General features: G+C 36.5%; 18 protein-coding genes. 11 read left to right on the forward strand and 7 right to left on the reverse strand.

The annotated features are described in order from the left end of the window. The first annotated feature begins 29 nt into the window (after positions 1–29). Complete coding sequence (locus CGC47_RS00680) at positions 30–3458, forward strand: T9SS type B sorting domain-containing protein (protein ID WP_095899852.1); 3429 nt, start codon at positions 30–32, stop codon at positions 3456–3458. A gap of 182 nt (positions 3459–3640) precedes the next feature. Here CGC47_RS00680 and CGC47_RS00685 read toward each other — a convergent pair whose 3' ends face one another. The 6 genes from CGC47_RS00685 to CGC47_RS00710 form a co-directional block, all read right to left on the reverse strand. Further along, on the reverse strand, positions 3641–4288 hold the full coding sequence (locus tag CGC47_RS00685) for an outer membrane beta-barrel protein (RefSeq protein WP_095899853.1): 648 nt from the start codon (positions 4286–4288) through the stop codon (positions 3641–3643). Positions 4289–4298: 10 nt separating this feature from the next. Next, the gene (locus CGC47_RS00690) at positions 4299–4904 is read right to left on the reverse strand and encodes a hypothetical protein (RefSeq protein ID WP_042000209.1); all 606 of its coding nucleotides are present in this window, start codon (positions 4902–4904) and stop codon (positions 4299–4301) included. Between the two features lie 66 nt (positions 4905–4970). After that, a complete protein-coding gene (locus CGC47_RS00695) occupies positions 4971–5471 on the reverse strand; it encodes a DUF6252 family protein (protein WP_095899854.1) in 501 nt (166 codons plus the stop codon). Positions 5472–5546: 75 nt separating this feature from the next. After that, on the reverse strand, positions 5547–6116 hold the full coding sequence (locus tag CGC47_RS00700) for a Crp/Fnr family transcriptional regulator (protein WP_042000202.1): 570 nt from the start codon (positions 6114–6116) through the stop codon (positions 5547–5549). Positions 6117–6129: 13 nt separating this feature from the next. Next, positions 6130–6486 (reverse strand): winged helix-turn-helix transcriptional regulator, encoded by a 357-nt coding sequence (locus CGC47_RS00705; protein WP_018278986.1) that lies wholly within the window; start codon positions 6484–6486, stop codon positions 6130–6132. A gap of 102 nt (positions 6487–6588) precedes the next feature. Next, positions 6589–7575 (reverse strand): hypothetical protein, encoded by a 987-nt coding sequence (locus CGC47_RS00710; RefSeq protein ID WP_095899855.1) that lies wholly within the window; start codon positions 7573–7575, stop codon positions 6589–6591. 249 nt (positions 7576–7824) lie between these two features. On the opposite strand from CGC47_RS00710, the gene CGC47_RS00715 reads away from it, so the two are divergent. The 10 genes from CGC47_RS00715 to CGC47_RS00760 all read left to right on the forward strand — a co-directional run bounded on the left by CGC47_RS00715 (position 7825) and on the right by CGC47_RS00760 (position 19583). After that, complete coding sequence (locus CGC47_RS00715) at positions 7825–8220, forward strand: hypothetical protein (RefSeq protein ID WP_042000197.1); 396 nt, start codon at positions 7825–7827, stop codon at positions 8218–8220. Positions 8221–8287: 67 nt separating this feature from the next. Beyond that, on the forward strand, positions 8288–9151 hold the full coding sequence (locus CGC47_RS00720; protein WP_042000194.1) for a pirin family protein: 864 nt from the start codon (positions 8288–8290) through the stop codon (positions 9149–9151). Between the two features lie 130 nt (positions 9152–9281). Beyond that, complete coding sequence (locus CGC47_RS00725) at positions 9282–10205, forward strand: cation diffusion facilitator family transporter (protein ID WP_042000192.1); 924 nt, start codon at positions 9282–9284, stop codon at positions 10203–10205. A 727-nt stretch (positions 10206–10932) separates the two neighbouring features. Beyond that, positions 10933–11574, forward strand: coding sequence for a hypothetical protein (locus CGC47_RS00730; protein WP_013997089.1), 642 nt, complete (start codon positions 10933–10935; stop codon positions 11572–11574). A gap of 43 nt (positions 11575–11617) precedes the next feature. After that, positions 11618–13117, forward strand: coding sequence for an Eco57I restriction-modification methylase domain-containing protein (locus CGC47_RS00735; protein WP_042000183.1), 1500 nt, complete (start codon positions 11618–11620; stop codon positions 13115–13117). A 113-nt stretch (positions 13118–13230) separates the two neighbouring features. Continuing rightward, a complete protein-coding gene (locus CGC47_RS00740; RefSeq protein WP_042000180.1) occupies positions 13231–13815 on the forward strand; it encodes a Uma2 family endonuclease in 585 nt (194 codons plus the stop codon). Positions 13816–13830: 15 nt separating this feature from the next. Then, entirely contained in the window at positions 13831–16371 is a 2541-nt protein-coding gene (locus CGC47_RS00745) for a GIY-YIG nuclease family protein (protein WP_042000177.1), read from the forward strand. A 187-nt stretch (positions 16372–16558) separates the two neighbouring features. Then, on the forward strand, positions 16559–17569 hold the full coding sequence (locus CGC47_RS00750) for an META domain-containing protein (RefSeq protein WP_095899856.1): 1011 nt from the start codon (positions 16559–16561) through the stop codon (positions 17567–17569). Between the two features lie 380 nt (positions 17570–17949). After that, complete coding sequence (bioA, locus tag CGC47_RS00755; protein ID WP_042000174.1) at positions 17950–19233, forward strand: adenosylmethionine--8-amino-7-oxononanoate transaminase; 1284 nt, start codon at positions 17950–17952, stop codon at positions 19231–19233. A gap of 23 nt (positions 19234–19256) precedes the next feature. Continuing rightward, positions 19257–19583 (forward strand): translation initiation factor, encoded by a 327-nt coding sequence (locus CGC47_RS00760; RefSeq protein WP_042000171.1) that lies wholly within the window; start codon positions 19257–19259, stop codon positions 19581–19583. A 40-nt stretch (positions 19584–19623) separates the two neighbouring features. Here CGC47_RS00760 and CGC47_RS00765 read toward each other — a convergent pair whose 3' ends face one another. Continuing rightward, positions 19624–20004, reverse strand: a complete 381-nt coding sequence (locus tag CGC47_RS00765; protein WP_041984616.1) for a LysM peptidoglycan-binding domain-containing protein — start codon at positions 20002–20004, stop codon at positions 19624–19626. Positions 20005–20036 lie beyond the last annotated feature (32 nt).

Genomic DNA, 20036 nt, shown 5'->3' on the forward strand with positions numbered 1-20036 from the left:
TAACATTTTTTTATCTAAAATCTTAACAGATGAAACAACTGTTTTTTTGGGGATTTATCCTATTACAGTTTTGCGTTTATGCCCAAGAAATTGTTCCTTTTACCATTCGTAAGCAAGAAAATTTAAAGGGAGGACTTAAAATTATTGGCAATAACATTCTAAGCCATCGTCCGGCTAATCAGCCTTTTAATTTGATGACTGCAAATGATGATTTGAATATGGATTACGTTGATATTGACAACGATACAAGCACATTCAGTTCCAGTGCCGCAACACTTTCCTTTAATAATAACGATTGTTCCAAAATACGATATGCAGGACTTTATTGGGGAGGTATGTACGCAGAAAATGACGATTCTAAAAAAAATATCCAAATAAAAATCCCCTCAAATTCCAACTACATAAATATTGAAGCTGATAGTTATATCTATAATCATCACACATCGGACTTTCCGCTATCTCACAAGCCTTACATTTGTTACAAAGATATTACCCATTTAATTTCTGCTCAAAACCCTGCTGGGGAATACATTGTAGCCAATGTGAAAGCAACTCAAAGCGGAGATTACATTCGTGTATTGGGCGGTTTATCAGCTGGTTGGGCTTTGGTCATTATCTATGAAGACCCAGAAGCAACCTCTAAATACATTACCACTTTCGATGGCTATGCAAGTGTTTCTAATGCGCAAAATAACAATGCTCCTACCGATGTTGCATTTTCCTTTACGGGTTTTAAAACACTTCCTGCACCCTTGCCCGTACACGCCCGATTTGGTGTTATTGCCTTGGAGGGTGATAAACAAATTAAAGGCGACAAACTTTCCGTACAGAAGCCCGACTTGTCGTACTTTGATTTGCATAATACTGTAAATCCGAGTAATAACTTTTTTAACAGTTCAATTAGTAATGAAAACGAAATTAATCATCAACGACGACCCAATTCAACCAATACATTAGGTTGGGATATCGACCTTTTTTCAATTCCGAATAACGATAATAGCATCATCACAAACAACCAAACTTCTGCCAATTTCAAAGCTCATACTACTCAAGACCGATTTGATATTTTTTTCAGTGCCTTCGAGGTAGAAGTTATTGAACCCAAAATGAATTTGCTTAAAACCATTGAAGATGCTACTGGAAATGTATTAAACAATCAAACCATTCCGTTAGGAAGTACACTCTATTACGGACTTGAATTTCAAAACGTGGGCAATGATGATGCCTTGGACTACCAAATCATTGATATATTGCCCGAAAAAGTACATTTAACCACACCTTTACTGATTGAAATTCCCAGTGGTAGCGGAATTACTTATTCGCTAACAACCAATGCAGAAGGTCAAACCCAACTAACATTCAATATTTCTGATAATTTGGTTCGCGAAAACGGCGGAAAACATAAAATTCGCTTTGCTGTGCAATTAGAAAGTAATTGTGATGCCTTTTCGCAGCCTTGTTCCGAAATCATTGCCAACAAAGCCTATTCCATCTACAAAGGAAATTTGAATCGAACCATAATTAACGACAATGGAAGTTTTTCCTCCGTTGATGATTGTAATTTAGGAACGATCGAAAATACTATTTTCTATGCTGATTTAAGTGGCTGTAACTTAACTCAAAACATTAACGATCTGCTTTGTGGTGAAAGTTTAACCTTAACTGCAACCGAAGGTTTTGATAGTTACCAGTGGAAAAATGCAACAGGAGAAATCATAGGGAATTCAAAAAATATTGTAGTTACTTCCTCTGGAAATTATACCGTATTTAAGCAAAAAAACAACTGTTTAATTCGAACTGAAACCTATAACATTTCCACCGTACAAAGAGAAAACGAAAATCCGCTATCACCATACGCAGGAGAAATTTTTCAATGTACGGACTTAAAAAAATCATTTCCTCAAATTTTTTTATGCGGAACCAATGCTCATAAAGATATTGATCTAACCCACCTTTCTAATGTAAATAGTGTTGAAGTAAAGAAATACCAAGGGGCGGAAATCTCCATTTCCCAAACGTGTCCTCCTACCGATGTGAGGCTTTGGCAAACTGTTTTCAACGGAAAAACATTCAAGCTAACCCAAGAAGGAATCTATCAAATTACACTCACATTTAACAACGGATGTATTGCTAATTACTATTTCAGAGTACATACTTCTTCGGCAGATTTACTTATCGAAAAAACAGATATCAACTGCAATGACGGGACTATAAATATTATCAATGCACCTGAAAATTATGAATTTACTATCGTTTTAGAAGGAGATACTACTGCCAAAGCATTTCAAGAGCAAAGTAATTTTTCCATAAAAAAAGCGGGTACGTACCTAATATATGCCCGAAAGAAAGAACGTTTACAATCCGATTGCGAAATTCTTGCTGATAAAATTACCGTCAACCGATTTGAGCAACAAATTCAAAACCTAACCATCAATCACGAAAGTTGTTATGGTAAAAATAATGGTAGTGTATCTTTCAAATTAGTAAACGGAAAAGCGCCTTACAAAGCCATTCTAAAGAATGGAAGAACCCACAGCATTGGTGAAATAGCCTCTATAACCGAAGCTACTATAACTTCGTTCGACAATCTTCCTCCCACCGATTATATCTTGGTGGTAGAAGATGCCCAAAAGTGCGTTAAGGAATATCCTTTCTCGGTAGAAGCGGCTTCGTTTTTAGATTTTCAAGTTGAAAATGAACTCATTTGTCATAACAACGTACCAACATCACGATTGGTGCTTACTTTCAACAATCAGAACCAAATGGATTTAAGCAAGGTAAAGTATCAATTCAACGATGATACCCAAATACATCATTTAGAGCATATTGTCGGAGATATTGCTTATATTTATCCTAAACTCGCTTCACAGCAAAATCAAACCATAAAAATCACATACAATGAGGGGTGCAGCCTAAGCAAATTATTCAACTTTGAAAATAATACCTCCATCATTTTAAGTAAAGACACTGACCCTACACTGATTTCCGCCATTCGTATAAAGGCTTATGGCGGTGAAGGAAATTATAAATATTACATAAACGGCATAAAACACGATTCGGATATTTATTACTTACGTGCTACTGATGAAGGATATACTGACCAATGGAAACGCCACATCAAAAAAATACACGTACGTGTAGAAGATGAATTAGGCTGTTTTTCAGAGCGATACTTAGAAGAGGTTTTCTTCGATATTCAAATTCCTAATTTTTTTACTCCAGATGGTGATGGCATTAATGATGTTTGGAAAATTGGGAATGCTCTTGCTTACAAAAAGATGAAAGTCTATATTTTTGACCGATTTGGAAGGCAAATCGCCGTTATTTCATCTGATCGTTCTTGGGACGGAACTTGGAATAATACCCCTTTACCTAGTGGCGATTATTGGTTTAAAATTGATTTCAATGATTTGAAAGACAAACGAATATATATTGGAAACTTTACGCTGTATCGATAAATTTTTTTTAAGATGAGTTATCACAGAAATTAGAAAATTACCTTCAAGATGGTTTTTTTGAAATAAGATTGATAGTGATTTTGATAAGTGCTTTATTGTAATTTACAAGATTACTATATCAAAGGTATGGAAGTTCTTTGGGTTAATCACTTGACATAAGGTGAAAAACAAATTCTGGTTCCCTAAAAGCGATATCCAATCCCAGCACTAATGTAGCTTAGGCGGTAGTTGCCTATCTCTTTGAGTCCTCTGACTTCTTTTATTTTTTGATTGTTACCCCAGCTGTACGAAATATCTATAAACCAGTTATCTACAAAGCGATAATCTGCTCCGAAACGTAAACCATAACCGCTCTTTAAACTCTTATCGAAAGCTTCTTCCAAATCATTTACTTCGTCTTTTTTCATCGTGTCGGACGAAATGACGATGTTATTGACAATATTAAATCCACCGAAGCCTCCAGCATATATTCCTAAATTGTATGTCGGATAAAATTTTAGTCCCAAAGCTACATTGAGACTTCCGTTGGTATTTTTGATGGAAGCAGCGGGTAGAGTAGGTGTAAATTCTGAGTGTATTTGTTCGTACGAAAGGTCCATAAAATAGGCAAAACGCTCTGCAAATCGGATTTCAAGTGAATAATTGGCGTAAAAACCGTGCGAACTTTTGGTTTTCAATTCACTTAATTTGTCCAAGCTCAGTTTGGGCATTCCGTGGCTGTATCCCGCTTTCACCCTTTGAAAGGTTCTTTTTTGAGCGTTTGCATTGTGCCCCATCAAAAGTATAAAAACTACGATAGTAGAAACTATTTTACTTTTTAATTTGTTCATAATGAAAATTTTAAAGTTTTATTTTTTTAATTTCTCCGTCTTTTTTGATTTCTACAAAAGCACTTTCTACGGCAATTCCTGTGTAGTTATAATTGTATTTTTCGTAAATGGGGTCGTAACCTTTGTAATGCCCCAAGCCGTTCCAATAGTGAGTTCTACCAATTTCACGATGTCCTACTGCTGTTCCGTTATACTGAAAACTTGTGGTTTCAATGTAATATTTGCCAGGCTTCATCTTTTCAAAAACAAATTCACCATTGCCGCTCACTTGGGTTTCGATACGATAACTAAATGCTTCTGCCGAAATTGCTGCTACATATTTGATGCTTTCTTTATATTTATTTCTAAGTTTGTAATAGGCTTTAAAATAATCTGTTACAGGAAAAAGCATCACCACCGTACCTTTTGGAGCGAGGTGTTTCTCCCCCGTAAATTCCTTGATGCCTCGTGCATGGGCGTACTCTCTGGTAACGGCAACCCCTTTTATGGTGCTGTTGCCATACGCTAATTTGTTTTCTGCATCTTTTGCGTCAAATTTTTCTTTTGGGAAAACTTGCTTTTGTGCCAGAATATACGAGGGTAAAATACATAAAATCAGAAAAATATATTTTTTCATTCTATTTTTGTTTTGCTCAAAGGTGAGTAGAATAAAATTAAATTCTTTCCTTTCACCTTGATTAAACTAAGATTTCTTCAGAGGAAGATGAAAACTTCCCTCGGTGATATTTACGGTTTTTGAGTTTGTATGATTCACTCCTTTGAACTTAAAAGTGCCTGTTATGCTGGTTTCGGTAACTCCTGTAATCGTGATTTCCCCTTCCACAGCACCACACACTTCATCGGCAATGGTAACATTTTTGGCGTATTGAGCCGAATTTTGAGGGTTTTCAATGTCGTAAGTTCCCAGACCTTTAAAATCGGTCATACTCACAGTGACGGTCTCCAAAGGATCATTATTTGCTGGACAGGAAAATGTAATATGCACTAAATCTTTCTCTTCATTGCCTACGGTTGCCTTATATTTGATGAGATACGCGTTGATAGGTTTGCAAACCACCGCTCTTTCATCCACTCGCATTTTTATAAAATAGCTTCCGTCATCCGAGCCCTCACTTCTGGAACAACTTACAAAAACGATTGCCAATATTGCAAAAATCCAAGTATTCTTCAGTAAGTGTCTCATTTTTATATGATTTTAAGTTAATGAAGCAAAGCTATGAAGGTTTTTCCAATTTATCACTTGACATAGAGCAAAAAATTACTTCAATTTCCGAATGCGGCTTAAAGTAGAATCGGTGATGCCTAAGAAACTGGCGATGTATTTCAGTGGTACTTCGTGAATGGTTTTAGGTTTTTCGTGTATAAGTTTTCGGTAGCGTTGTTCGGCACTAAGGGTTTTAAAATCGAGCATTCGGGTCTCGGAGAGGAAGAGTTCGCGTGTCATCCAGTAGCGTCCCCACTCACGAAAGGAAGGCATCGTGTGGTAAAGTTCTTGCACTGTATCCCAGTGGAAACGCCAGATTTTACAATCGGTAATCGTTTCCAAAAACTCGGGCGAGGGCATTCTTCCAAAGAAAGAAAGCGTTTCTATGGCTAATTCGTTTTCAAAGAAAAGTCGGGTGGTAATTTCCTTGTTGTCCGAATCAAAGGTGTAGGTACGCATTACACCCTTTTCAATGATATAATTTTCATTGGAAATTTCGCCTTGTTTTAAGATGATAGTTCCCTTAGGAACTTCCCAATATTGGTGTTTTTCGGCAAGAATTTCCATTTCTTCAGTAGTAAGCTCCGAAGGTTGGTAAAAGTTTGCAAATAAAGAAATATTCATTTTTTGATGCTATTTAGTTTTTCTCCTTACAAGATTCCACGATTTTTTCGCGGTGTTTTTTGCCCCATTCTTGCAGGGCAGAAAGTACAGGCTTTAGGTCTTTGCCGTAGGGCGTAAGGCTGTATTCTACCGTAACGGGAACGGTAGGAAACACTTCCCGATGTATTAGTCCATTCATTTCCAAATCTTTCAATGCGTTGGAAAGGGCTTTGGGTGAAATACCTTTCAGTTCGTTTTCCAATTCTTTGAACCGCTTGGTATGGTCGCAGAGACTGTAAATAATGGGGAATTTCCACTTTCCGCCAATGACTTCAATCGCATCTAAAACCGATTGTATTTCCGTGTATTTATTTTCGTTGTTTTCTTTCATTTATTCTTAGAATTATAAGTAGTCTTAATTATTTTATTTAGGTAAAAAAATATGTTTATTTGGATAAAATATTTGTTTTCAGTGTGATATATTTATGGGGGATTATTCGTAATATGCTATTTCTCGCTTGGTCATTGCAACGAAAAGGTTGTCGTCATAAAAAATTTCTTCTATCCAGTTTCCGTGTGAATCGTACTTGTAAGTCCATTTGCTGTAAAAGCCTTCTTTTGAGATGTGAATTTTTTCTGTTAAATCTCCTTTTGTATTGTATTTAAAGATAGATTTCTTATCATATTTTGAGTCCTTACCGAATTTGTTTTCCTCTATTTTGTTCTCTTTATTATCGTATTTGAAAGTCTGTCTGGCATATAGGTTTCCGCTAGAATCATAGGTGTTCGTCTGTGTTAAATTACCTTTTTTATCGTATTTGTGAGTTTGTTTATTTTCAAGTTTACCTCTGCTACTGTAAAAAAAAGCTTCTATTAGATGTCCTTGATTATCATATTTATAAATGATTTTTAAAGACAAGTTTTCCTTGGGAACATACCGAATTTCCTCTGTTAAGTGTTGCTTTTGATTGTATTGATAAGTGAGCTTTCTACCAATGCTACCATCGGAATTGTATCTGATTTCTTCAATTTTATTACCATTGCTGTCGTGATTGTAAACAATTGTTCCATAGTTATTTCCGTTGGAATCGTAGCTATTGTATTTTGTTTTATTTCCGTTTTTATCATACTCGTAACGGTGCTTATCAATGAGAATCAAATTCCCATTTTGGGAACTGAGCCAGTTTTTTTCGATTAAACGAGCGTTATCGTCATATATATAAGTAGATTTGTTATAGAGTTTTCCGTACGCATCATAGTTGTTTTCTTCAATCTTATTGCCTTGTTCATTATAGAGAATAAATTGACTACTATTTAAAATGGTGTCTTTTTTTGTCATTTCAAGCGACTCATACTGAGTGATTTTAATGGATTTTACTTTACCTTTTAGGTCAGCTTCTTCTAAGTGATTTTTTTTCTTTTGTTGGCTATATCCTACAAATGTTATAAGGGTGAGTATCAGTAAAATTATTTTCTTCATAGAATACCGATTTTAAAAGGCTAAAATATAAAAACTTTCATATATTTAAATAAAAACAGAATGATTTCTGTTATTTTACTTTCAAAATTAAAAACAATAATTTTTCAAAAACATTGTATTGTAACTTTGTTAATATGATGAAAATCAATTGATATATAAAAGTATATTAGCTAGATAATGTGCTATTACTGAAAAATATATTGCAGATAGTTGTATCTTTGTATTGGAAAAATTAAAGGAGATTAAACAATGAAAAAAAATGTTGTTTTGATTGTTTCTAAAGAAGAAACTTTCATCAAAGAGTTGGCAAAAGTATATACTTCAGTTGTGTTTGAATTTGCGGATAATGCCGAACAAGCTATTGAAAAATTGAATCTCTTTGCTGTGGGAGCAATATTGGCAGATGCAACTATTGAAGAACAAGAAATTCTCAAAATAAAGAAAATCGCAGGAATTTTAGATTCGGAGATTATATTTGAAAAAGCAGATTTCAAAAATATGGCAGATTTGGAAAAAGTAGTCATCAATCTTCGTAATGAATTATTTAGAAGAAGAATGTCGAATTATACTTTTGAAGATAATCCGAATTTGAACAATCCTTTTCTGAACTTGGATAAAACCAATATTTTTAAGAAAAACGATTAGTCAGAATAATTTTCATTGTAGTTAATATGTTGTAAAACAGTAAATAACATATCAAAAAAAGAACACTATGAACACCAAACATATAGAAAAAATCGTTCGTCCTGGCACACCGCATTTTGTGGGAGACGGATTTCGCGTACATAATTTCATTCCTGGAACTTCTTCTATGGAGCGTATGGACCCCTTTATAATGATGGATTATAATGCCCCGTATGTTTTCCCACCGAGTGAAATTCCGAAAGGTGTAGATGTGCATCCGCATAAGGGTTTTGAAACCGTAACCATCGCTTACAAAGGCAAGGTAGAACACACTGATAGTGCAGGTGGAGGTGGAGTAATCGGAGAGGGCGATGTACAATGGATGACCGCTGGAAATGGCATTTTGCACAAAGAATTTCACGAAACCGAGTGGAGTAAATCGGGCGGAATTTTCCATATGATGCAGCTGTGGGTGAATCTTCCGGCAAAGTACAAAACCACTCCGCCTAAGTATCAGGCGATAAAAAATGCGGATATCCCCAAAGTTCCGATAACCGATGGCGAAGTAGCGGTGATTGCAGGGGAATACAACGGCGTGAAAGGTGCGGCTTCTACTTTTAGTCCTATCCATATGTATAATGTGCGTTTGCAAAGAGGAGGAAAAACCACACTTTCTTTCCCAAAACATTACACCACGACTTTGGTAACGGTGGAGGGAAGCATCCGTGTAAACGAACAGGAGGAAGTCGCTGCTGACCACTTTGTTTTGTTCAAAAACGATGGTGAAAATTTCACTTTGGAAGCCACTTCTGATGCCTTGATATTGGTGCTTAGCGGAGAACCCATTGCCGAACCCATTGCAGCTTATGGTCCGTTTGTGATGAACACCCGCCAAGAACTCATACAAGCCTTCCAAGATTTTGAACAAGGCAAGTTTGGAGAGCTGAAATAATTGGAAGAAACTTAATAAAACTATCCTGAAAAGGGTAGTTTTTTCTTTTTAACGTGATTTTCAATCCGAAAAGCATTACCTTTGCGAAGAAAAACAAAACCGATAAACAACAAACTAAAAATACAAAGCAATGGGACATTTACACGAAGAGCATCATCACCATCATCATTCTGTGAGCCATTTGGAAAATATCAGCAGAGCTTTCTATGTGGGTATCGGGCTGAATTTGATTTACACCATTGTTGAATTTGTAGCGGGTTTTCAAGTAAATTCATTGGCACTTATTTCAGATGCAACACACAACCTGAGCGATGTAGCAAGTCTTTTAATTTCCCTCATCGGACTTAAGTTGACACAAAAAGCGAGTTCCTATTCCTTTACGTATGGTTACAAAAAGGCTTCTATTTTAGCGTCTCTTATCAATGCGTTGTTGCTGGTGTACATTGCTATTAAAATTATTATTGAAGCTGTTGAGCGATTGCAATCTCCGCCTGAAATGACCAGCAGTGTGATTATTATTACCGCTATTATTGGAGTGATTATCAATACACTTTCCGCTTTTCTTTTCCATAAAGGACAAAAAGAGGACATCAATATCAAGGGGGCGTTTTTGCATTTATTGGTAGATGCGTTAGTGTCCGTTGGTGTAATTATCTCAGGGATAATAATTTATTTTACTGGATGGAATATTGCTGATGTGATAACAAGTTGCCTTGTTGCGGTAATTATTCTTATTTCTACTTGGCGTTTGCTTATGGAGAGCGTCAAGTTAATTCTTGACGGAGTTCCGCAAAATATTAAGGTGGATAAAATCAGAGAAATTATAGAACAGCACCCTGCAATTTGTTCGGTACATCACATACATATCTGGGCTTTAAGTAGTTCGCAAAACGCACTGACGGCTCATTTGGTGGTGAAGGACAACATTACATTTGAAGAAATGGAAAGAGTCAAAAAAGAACTAAAGCACACGCTTGAACATCAGAATATCCATCATACAACTTTTGAAGTAGAACTCTCAAAAATGAAATGTAAATGTGATGATTGTCTTTGATAAATTCTAAATTTATGGAATAACGAAGAAACGTCTCTTTTTTAAAATATTGAAAAACAGCAAAAAGTTTTTAAATTTGCCTCAAAATCAGGAGGTAATGTAAAAAGTATGATATCTTTAAAAAATTAGTTAAAAAAATAAAATTTTTACAAATAATTTACAAAATAATACATTGAGTAGTGTTTTTTATGCTTTCTATGTGTTTCAAATTATAATAACTCAAAAAATATTATTTCGTACGTTTATAGAAGTTAAATGTAGCTAGACTTTAATGTTTTAATTTTTTTATTATATTTGCACAAATTTTAACGATAAATAAAGCGTTGGCTTTTGTTCTGTTGTTTGAAAACTGGAAACTTTCTTAGCAATACAGAAACAAATGGTTAATGCTCTCGCTGTATAGGCGTGAGATTTTCTATTTTGTATTGCTAGGCTATTCCAGTGCCACAAACAACAAGATATGTAAAATACTCACGCTTTTTTTCGTTTATTTTAGGAAACATAAAAAGAGTTAATTTTATTCTGTTGTTTGAAAACTGGAAAATTTCATTAAGCAATGCAGAATAGGTTAGCCTATGAGGTGGAGGAACATTCATTGTTCCTCTGCTGTGTAGCACCTCTTCTATCTTGTAAGGAATAAAATTTCTGTTCCTGCTCTTTTTTGAGTTGAATACTAACATCTCCCCAAGGAACAAGGAGATATTTTATTTCTGTATCTAAAAATTAGATGGAGGGAAGGCAAGTAAAATCTAAACAGCGAGTAGCCGACCACGGTGAGGTATTTACCAATGAACGAGAGGTAAAAGCAATGGTAGATTTGGTCTGGAAAAATCTGGAACAAGGCACCACAGATAAAGTATTGACCGCTACTTTTTTAGAACCTTCGTGTGGCTCGGGTAACTTCCTCATTGAGATTTTAAGACGAAAAATCAGCTTGCTAAAAGCCACCCAAAAAAACAAATTAGACTACGATTTTAGCTTGGTGCTGGTGGCAGGTAGTCTATATGGTGTGGAGCTCCTTCCTGATAATACCCAAGAATGCCGAGAAAGGCTCTTTGCGGAATTCCAAAAATCGTATCCCAAAAAATTTATCGAACGAAACGAAGACCATCAAAAACTGATGAAGAGCGTACAGTTCATCATTTCCCAAAACATCATCTGTGGCGATGCCCTAAGCTATACCACGCCCGAGGGCGAGCCTATCCTCTTCACCCATTGGTCAGGATTACTATCTACAAGGGAAATTATAGCCAACTACTTTGATTACGGTGAAAAAGCCAATGTCAAAGGAGGGATGCTCTCACTTTTTGCCGAACAAACCGTAAAAGCACCTATCACAAAGCATTTTTTGGAACTGGGAACAGAATAAAAAGCGATAGGCAATATGCCATACGCTAATCACCTAGTTAAAAATGAATTACAACCCTGATGTACTCACTTGCCTTGCCAACCTGAGCAACGATGAGGTTTTTACCCCACCAGACATTGCCAACCAAATGCTGGACACCCTACCGCAGGAACTCTTTAGCAACCCCGACGCCAAATTTCTGGACCCTTTTTCTAAAAGTGGCGTTTTCTTACGCGAAATTGCTAAACGACTTTTAAAAGGACTGGAACCCCAAATCCCCGACCTGCAAGAGCGGATAGACCACATTATGCACCGCCAGCTCTATGGCATAGGTATTACCGAGCTTACCGTCTATCTCTCACGCCGAAGCCTGTACTGCTCTACCCGTGCCAATGGCAAACACTCTGTTACCCATTTTGAAAACGAAAACGGTAATATTTACTTTAAAGAACTGCCCCATAGCTGGGACAAAAACGGGAAATGCACCTACTGCGGAGCCACCCAAAAAGAATTTGGTGAAGACCAAAGAGAAGGACTCTCCCAGCACGCTTATAATTTTATCCATAACGATAACCCTTACCAAGATATGCAATTTGATGTCATTATAGGAAACCCTCCTTATCAAATGAGTGATGGAGGTGGAGGAATGGGTAGCTCAGCAAAGCCTATTTACCATTTATTTATCCAACAAGCTATAAAGCTTAATCCTCATTATCTTTGTATGATTGTGCCGAGCCGTTGGTTTGCTGGTGGGAAAGGCTTAGATGATTTTAGAGATGAAATGCTCAAAGACAAAAGAATAAAAGAAATCTACGATTATCCAATGGCTTCCGAAGTATTCCCAGGGGTAGAAATTAAAGGGGGTATAAATTATTTCCTTTGGCAAAGTGATTATAATGGAGATTGTTTGATAAAAACTTACGAAGAGGGTAAAGTGGTTTCTGAAATGCAAAGACCACTAAAAGAGGAAGGGAATGAAGTCTTTATCCGTTATAATGAAGCTATCCCTATTTTGAGAAAAGTACAAAGTTTTAAAGAAGAATCTTTTTCTACGGTGGTGAGTTCAAGAAGACCTTTTGGATTAGAATCCACGATAAAAGGTAATGTCAAGCCTTATAAAGATGAAGATAATGTTTTGTTATACCAAACCAAAGGAACGGCTTATTACAAAAGAAACGATATTCCACAAAACACTCAATGGATAGATGCTCATAAGGTATATGTAGGTAAAGCCTATGGTGCGGGGGAAGGTTTTCCTCACCAGATTTTAAACACGCCTCTTTATGGAGAACCTAATTCGGCTTGTACAGAAACTTATTTGGTCATCGGTCCTTTTAGAGATAAAAAACGATGCGAGAATGTAATGAGCTATATCAAGACTCAATTTTTTCGGTTTATGGTATTGTTGAAGAAACCTACTCAAAACACATCAAAAGGCACTTACCAATTCGTGCCAATGCAGGATTTTTCCAAGCCTTGGACGGACGATGAGCTTTATGCTAAGTATGGTCTTACGGAGGAAGAAATCGCCTATATAGAAAAAATGGTAAGACCCATGGAGTAGAGAGAAGTGAGATTTTAGATGAGGTAAGCTCTTTGTTTTCACAACTTGATTATTGGCTCTTGTAACTTGATTTTCTAAATAATAAATTCTAAATTTGTGGAAAATATTAAGGTATGGAAATCACAGATATTAACCAATTAGACTTAAATAAAACCTATTCTTACGCTGATTATCTTCTTTGGAGATTTAAGGAGAGAGTGGAGCTATTCAAGGGTAAAATAATGGAAATGTCCCCAGCACCAAGCACTAAACATCAAATCATTTCAGGGAATATACATTTTGAGCTGAAACTACATTTTAAAGAGCAAACCTGTAAATTATTTTCTGCTCCTTTTGATGTCAGAATACCCAAACAGAGTCTTGAAGATAAAGATATTTTCAGCGTGGTTCAGCCAGACCTTTGTATCATTTGTGACCTTAGCAAGTTAGATGAAAGAGGCTGTATAGGAGCCCCTGATTTGGTGGTGGAGATTCTCTCACCCAGCAATTCAAAAAAAGAAATGAAAGAGAAGTTCCAGCTTTATGAAGAGTCTGGTGTTAAGGAATATTGGATCATAGACCCCAACCAAGAGAGCGTACTGGTCAATGTATTAGAAAACGGAAAATATCATACACAAAACCCTATTGTAGATGATGATGTAAATTCTATAATATTTCCAAACTTAAAGATACACACAGATGAAATCTTTAAGATGTAAAAAAAAATTAAAATAATGTTTCCAAACAACAATATCCCAAAAATCTACGCCTATCAAGACGAGCGTTTTGAGGGCTGCCTAAAAGTGGGCTATACCACGCAGAATGATGCTGCAGAGCGTGTGCGTCAGCAACAAGAAAACATCAATCTCCCTCGCCAAACTTGGGAAATCGTGTTGGAGGAAATCGCCACCCGAGAAGACGGCACTTACTTCAAAGACACCAATATTCATAAGAGATTAGAGCAAATGGGCTTTGCCAGAATTGTGGGAGATAAAGGCAAAAGAACAGAGTTTTTTCAGTGTTCGCTAAATGATGTAAAAGCCGCCATTCTCTCTGAGAAAAAAGGACTTAAAACCATTACCGATAGGACGCAAAGTTTCGGTATGCGTCCCGAGCAAAAAGCTGCCGTAGAAAAAACCACCCAATATTTTAACAGCGTAAAAGACGAAGGCTTTACCCCTCATTTCCTTTGGAATGCCAAAATGCGTTTCGGGAAAACTTTTACCGCCTATCAGTTGGCACTCAAAATGGGCTGGAAAAAGATATTGGTACTTACCTTCAAACCCGCCGTACTCAGTGCTTGGCGTGAGGATTTACAAAATCATATTGACTTTAAAGACTGGCAATTTGTTTCCAACAAAGAAGAAGATTTATCTCCCAAAGACATTGATAACAGCAAGCCTTTTGTCTATTTTGGTTCGTTTCAAGATCATTTAGGTCTAGACAAAAAATCCGGAGGTATCAAGGCTAAAAATGAATGGGTACATCAGGAGCGGTGGGACTGCGTAATTTTTGATGAATACCACTTCGGGGCGTGGCGAGACAAATCTAAAGACCTTTTCGGTAAAGAAGAGAAAAAGGAGCTAGAAAGCATAACACAGGAGCAACAAGAATTAGAGAAAGAGGATTTAGGTAAGGTGGAGGATTTCAGCTACTTTGATGAAGAGCTATTACCCATTACTACCAAGCATTATTTATACCTTTCGGGTACGCCCTTCCGTGCCATTGCCGATGGGGAGTTTATCGAAGAACAAATCTACAACTGGACTTATTCTGATGAGCAAAAAGCCAAAACCCAATGGCAAGGCGAAAATAACCCCTATGCCTCGCTCCCAAGAATGGTAATGATGACTTACCAACTTCCTCAACAAATACAGCATATCGCAATGAAAGGCGAGTTTAACGAGTTTGACCTGAATGTATTTTTCTCCGCAGAGGTCAAAGGCAAAAATGCTACTTTTAAATACCGAGACGAAGTTCAAAAATGGCTAAATCTTATCCGTGGACAATTCATTGGAACGGTAGAGTCTGACCTAAAACAAGGAAAGAACAAACCTCCAATGCCTTTTTCCGACAGCCGTTTATTAGGTATCTTACAACATACTTTTTGGTTTTTGCCCAATGTAGCTTCTTGCTACGCAATGGCAAACTTATTAGCAGAGCCACAAAACAAATTCTTTGATGACTATAAAGTAATTGTATGTGCAGGAACAGAGGCAGGAATAGGGGTAGATGCCCTAAAACCAGTAAAAGAAGCAATGCAAGACCCACTAAAAACCAAGACCATTACCCTTTCTTGTGGGAAGCTCACTACAGGAGTTTCGGTACACCCTTGGTCAGGATTCTTTATGCTTCGTAACTCTTCCAGCCCCGAAACTTATTTTCAATCGATTTTCCGTGTACAAACACCTTGGGTCATTAAAAACCCTAATGGCGATAGCCCCAACGAGGAGGAAATCATCAAGAACGAATGCTATATATTTGATTTTGCTCCCAACCGAGCTTTGAAGCAAGTGGCCGCTTATTCGGAAAGGCTGAACATTGCCCCCAAAGTCTCCCCCGAAGAAAAAGTAGCCGAGCTGGTGAACTTCTTACCTATTTTAGCGTATGATGGCAGTAGTATGAAAGAAATCAGTCCTGCAGAAATATTAGACATCGCAAGTAGCGGAACATCCGCCACACTTTTAGCAAGGCGTTGGGAATCGGCACTCTTGGTGAATGTGGATAATGTAACCCTGCAAAAGCTTCTGAGCAATTCCGAAGCCTTAGCCGTATTAGAAAAGATAGAAGGCTTCCGTAATCTGAGCCAAGAGATAGAAACCATCATCAATACATCAGAGAAGATAAAGAAAACCAAAAAAGAGATGGCAAACTCTAATGAAACCATTGATAGTAAAGCTAAAAAAGAACTCACAGAAGAGGAAAAAGAGTATAAAAATAGAAGAAAGCAAATTCAAGAAAAACTCATCAAATTTGCTACCAGAATCCCAATATTTATGTATCTCTCAGAGCATAGAGAACAAACTTTACACGATGTGATTACCCTATTAGAACCCGAGTTATTTAAAAAAGTAACAGGCATCACGGTAAAAGACTTTGAGCTACTCAGCCGTTTAGGTTTATTCAATAATGCCTTGATGAACGATGCCGTGCTAAAATTCAAACATTACGAAGACGCTTCACTCGCCTACACAGGAAAACCTACCTATGAAGGCTTGCGTTTTGTAGGGGCTTTTGATACCATAGTTCCAGTAAAAGAATATGTACAACAGTAGCCTTAATTTGAGAGAAATATACAATAACAGAAACTAAAAGACACAATATAATGTGTCTTTTTTTATGATTAAAAGTTGAAAAAAAGCTTCGAATTTATTTCCTAAGTAGAAATAAAAAATCCAGATTTTGTGCGAAAATGGAATGCTTTTTGTAGTAATGCTTAGCAAATTTTTAAATTATTAAGATATGAAATTAAAATATATTCTTTTTTTGGCAATTGGGGGTGCCATTTCGGCGTGTTCTACTTCAAAAGAACAAATTTATTGGGTGAATTCCGTAAAAGTAGATTGTGATACAGGAGCAGGAAAAGCCGAATGTTTGCAAGTTTCTAAAAATGAAGACCTTGATAAAGCTCAATGGGAATATTTTTATGCTCCAATAGAAAATTTTGTTTTCGAGGAAGGATTTTTTAAGAAGATACAAGTCAAAGAAACCCAATTGGATAGCAAAAATGTCCCTGCCGATGCTTCTTCGGTAAAATACACGATGATAAAAGAAATTGAAAAACAGAAAGATATGTCTTTTGAACTTAACGCAAATTGGACATTGGAAAAAATTAACGGAAACCAAGTTACACAATCATTAAAGCCCAATTTGGAACTTCATTTACAAGAGAAAAAAATAAACGGAGTTGGCGGATGTAACAATTATTTCGGAACGATTACAGAACTTCATCAGAATAAAATTCAGTTTGGAAAAATTGGTGCAACCAAAAAAATGTGTATGGATGATAACATCGAAATGGCATATTTCGATGCCTTGTCGCAGGTTCGTACCTTTAAAATAGACGAAGGAAAGTTGATTTTCTTGGATGCTTCAAATAAAGAGATACTGATTTTCAGTCCTAAAAAGAAGGTAAATGAGCGTTTGCACGATATTTGGGGAGCTGTTCGCATTGGAGGAAAGTCGATTGAGAAAAAAGAAGGCATTCCGATATTGGAAATCAATCTTACAGAAATGAGCATCAGTGGAAGCGATAGCTGTAATAATTATTTCGGTCAGATTGAGCAGCTTACTGATGAGAAAATTGTCTTCGCAGGAATAGGGGTAACCGCCAAATTATGTCCTGAAATGGAAATTGCCAATCAGTACAACCAAGCTATGGAAAAGGTAACTTCCTATAAGCTTGAGGAATTAAATCTGACGCTGTATGATGCTCAGGGAAATGAAGTACTTGCTTTTATAAAAGGGGATTAAAAATCCTCTTTTTTTGTGTCTATTCTTGTGAGAAATTTTGTAATACGAAATATCTTTCAAACTTTGTTTTTAAATTTTAATATCATATCAACCTAAAAATAAACATCTTAAAACAGAATGTTTAAATAACGACCAAATGAAAAATAAGGAATCGTTAAAAATGTGGTATCTTTACCCCAAAATATAGTATAAGACATAGGAATGATTAAAAAGGTATGATATCGGAGAAACAAAAAGGTGTCTTATTAAGCTGATCAAAGTTGCGAAATTGAGTATGTGAATAAGGCATCATATATTTAAGCTTCGACTTCGTTGAGCTTGACACTAAAAATTGTCATCCTCTTTTTTGTAATATAACCCAAAACATTTTATTGAAAAATATGCCTACTCTACAAGAACGCGACCAAAATTGCCTTTGGCATCCTTACACGCAACACGCAACTGCCAATGCTCCAATAGGCATCGTCAAAGGAAAAGATGCTTTGCTTTGGGACGAAAACGGAAATGAATACATCGACGCCATTGCCAGTTGGTGGGTAAATCCGTTTGGACATTGTAACAATGCTTTGGCTCAAGCTGCATTCCAGCAACTTACTGAGCTTGAACACGTGCTCTTTGGCGGATTTACTCACGCCCCTGCGGTACAACTTGCCGAAAAATTACTTGCGTTATTGCCTAACAATCAACAAAGAATATTTTTTTCCGATAACGGTTCCACAGCTGTTGAAGTTGCTCTTAAAATGGCACTACAATTTTTCTTCAATCAAGGAAAAAAACGACACGTAGTGGTTGCTTTTGAAAATGCTTTCCACGGAGATACCTTTGCGGCTATGGCTGCCTCGGGAATTTCTTTTTTTACAAAAGCTTTTGAAAAACAACTCATTGAAGTGGTTCGTATCCCGATTCCAACAGAAAAAAATGAAAATCTTGTCGCCGAAAAACTAAAACAAATTATCACCGAAAAAGATGTAGCTGCTTTTATCTTTGAACCCTTAGTACAAGGGGCTGCAGGAATGCAAATGTATGCGCCAAAGGCATTGGACAAACTGCTACAAATCGCTCAAAAAAACGGAGTAATCACCATTGCTGATGAAGTAATGACCGGATTTGGTAAAACGGGAAGAACTTTCGCTTGTGATTATTTGCAAGAAAAGCCCGACATTATTTGTCTGTCCAAAGCTTTAACAGGAGGAACCATTCCACTTGCCGTTACCTCAGCTTCCGAACGTATTTTTGAGGCTTTTTACGACCAAGATGTAAATAAAGCCTTATTCCACGGGCATACCTTTATGGCAAACCCCACAGGATGTGCCATTGCTTTGGAGGCATTACATTTGCTACTTTCCGAAGAGATGCAACAAAACATAAAACGTATTGAAAATCAACATCAGCGCTTTATCAATAAACATAAAAATAATTTCAAAATCGAAAATTTACGGCAATTGGGGGTTATTTTAGCCTTTGAGTTGAAAACAAAACAACAAACCGATTATTACGGAGCATTGCGCAACCAATTGTATAATTTTTTTATTTCACAAGGGGTGATTTTACGCCCAGTAGGAAATAGTATTTATCTGCTACCGCCCTATATCATTACTGACAAGCAATTAGATACAGTTTATCACGTGCTTGAAAAAGCCATTGAACGTTTCGGAATTGAGTAACCTTTATTTTAAATCAAAAAACGATGAAAGACTTACGCGAACAATTGAAAAATTTATTTCCTGATCATATTGAACAAGAGGAAGTTACAATCGAACAACCCAATATTTGGATGCAAGACGAACCCTTACATTGCAAATACGAAAAACGAAAAGGCAAACCTGTAACTATTATTGAAGGATACCAAGGAGCTGATGCCGATTTTAAAATTCTTGCCCGAGAAATCAAAATCTTTTTGGGGGTAGGTGGTGCTTTCAAAGACGAAAGTATTATTATACAGGGCGATTATCGGGAGAAGATTATGCAATTTTTATGCAAAAAAGGCTTTAAAGTAAAACGAGTAGGTGGATAAAAAAATGGTAGCGAAAGCTACCATTTTTCCTTTAAAATCATTACAATTTAGGAATTTTGAGTACTTGCCCAGGGTGTATCAAATTTGGGTCTTTTAAAATGTCGGTATTTGCTTTAAAAATAGCGTTGTACTTTGAGGCATCTTTATAGTAATGTTTGGCTATTTTACTTAAGCTTTCACCTTTTTGTACGGTATGATAAGCATAAACCGATTCGTCCAATATGCGTATATCTGCTTTAATATCAGAAGGTTTTTCTCCTCCAATTGATTTTAACTTATCCCAATAGATGTTCTTTTCATAAGCGGTATTAACCACTCCATTAACATAAAGTGCATCTTCTTTTTCTTCAACACTCACGTTTTTCATTCCTAACTCCTTGCCAAAGTCCAAAAGAGAACTGTACTTTTCTTTAATGCTCATTTTTTTGTTTTTTTGAATTATCTCCGATAAAG

The organism is Capnocytophaga canimorsus (assembly GCF_002302565.1).
Taxonomy (GTDB): domain Bacteria; phylum Bacteroidota; class Bacteroidia; order Flavobacteriales; family Flavobacteriaceae; genus Capnocytophaga; species Capnocytophaga canimorsus.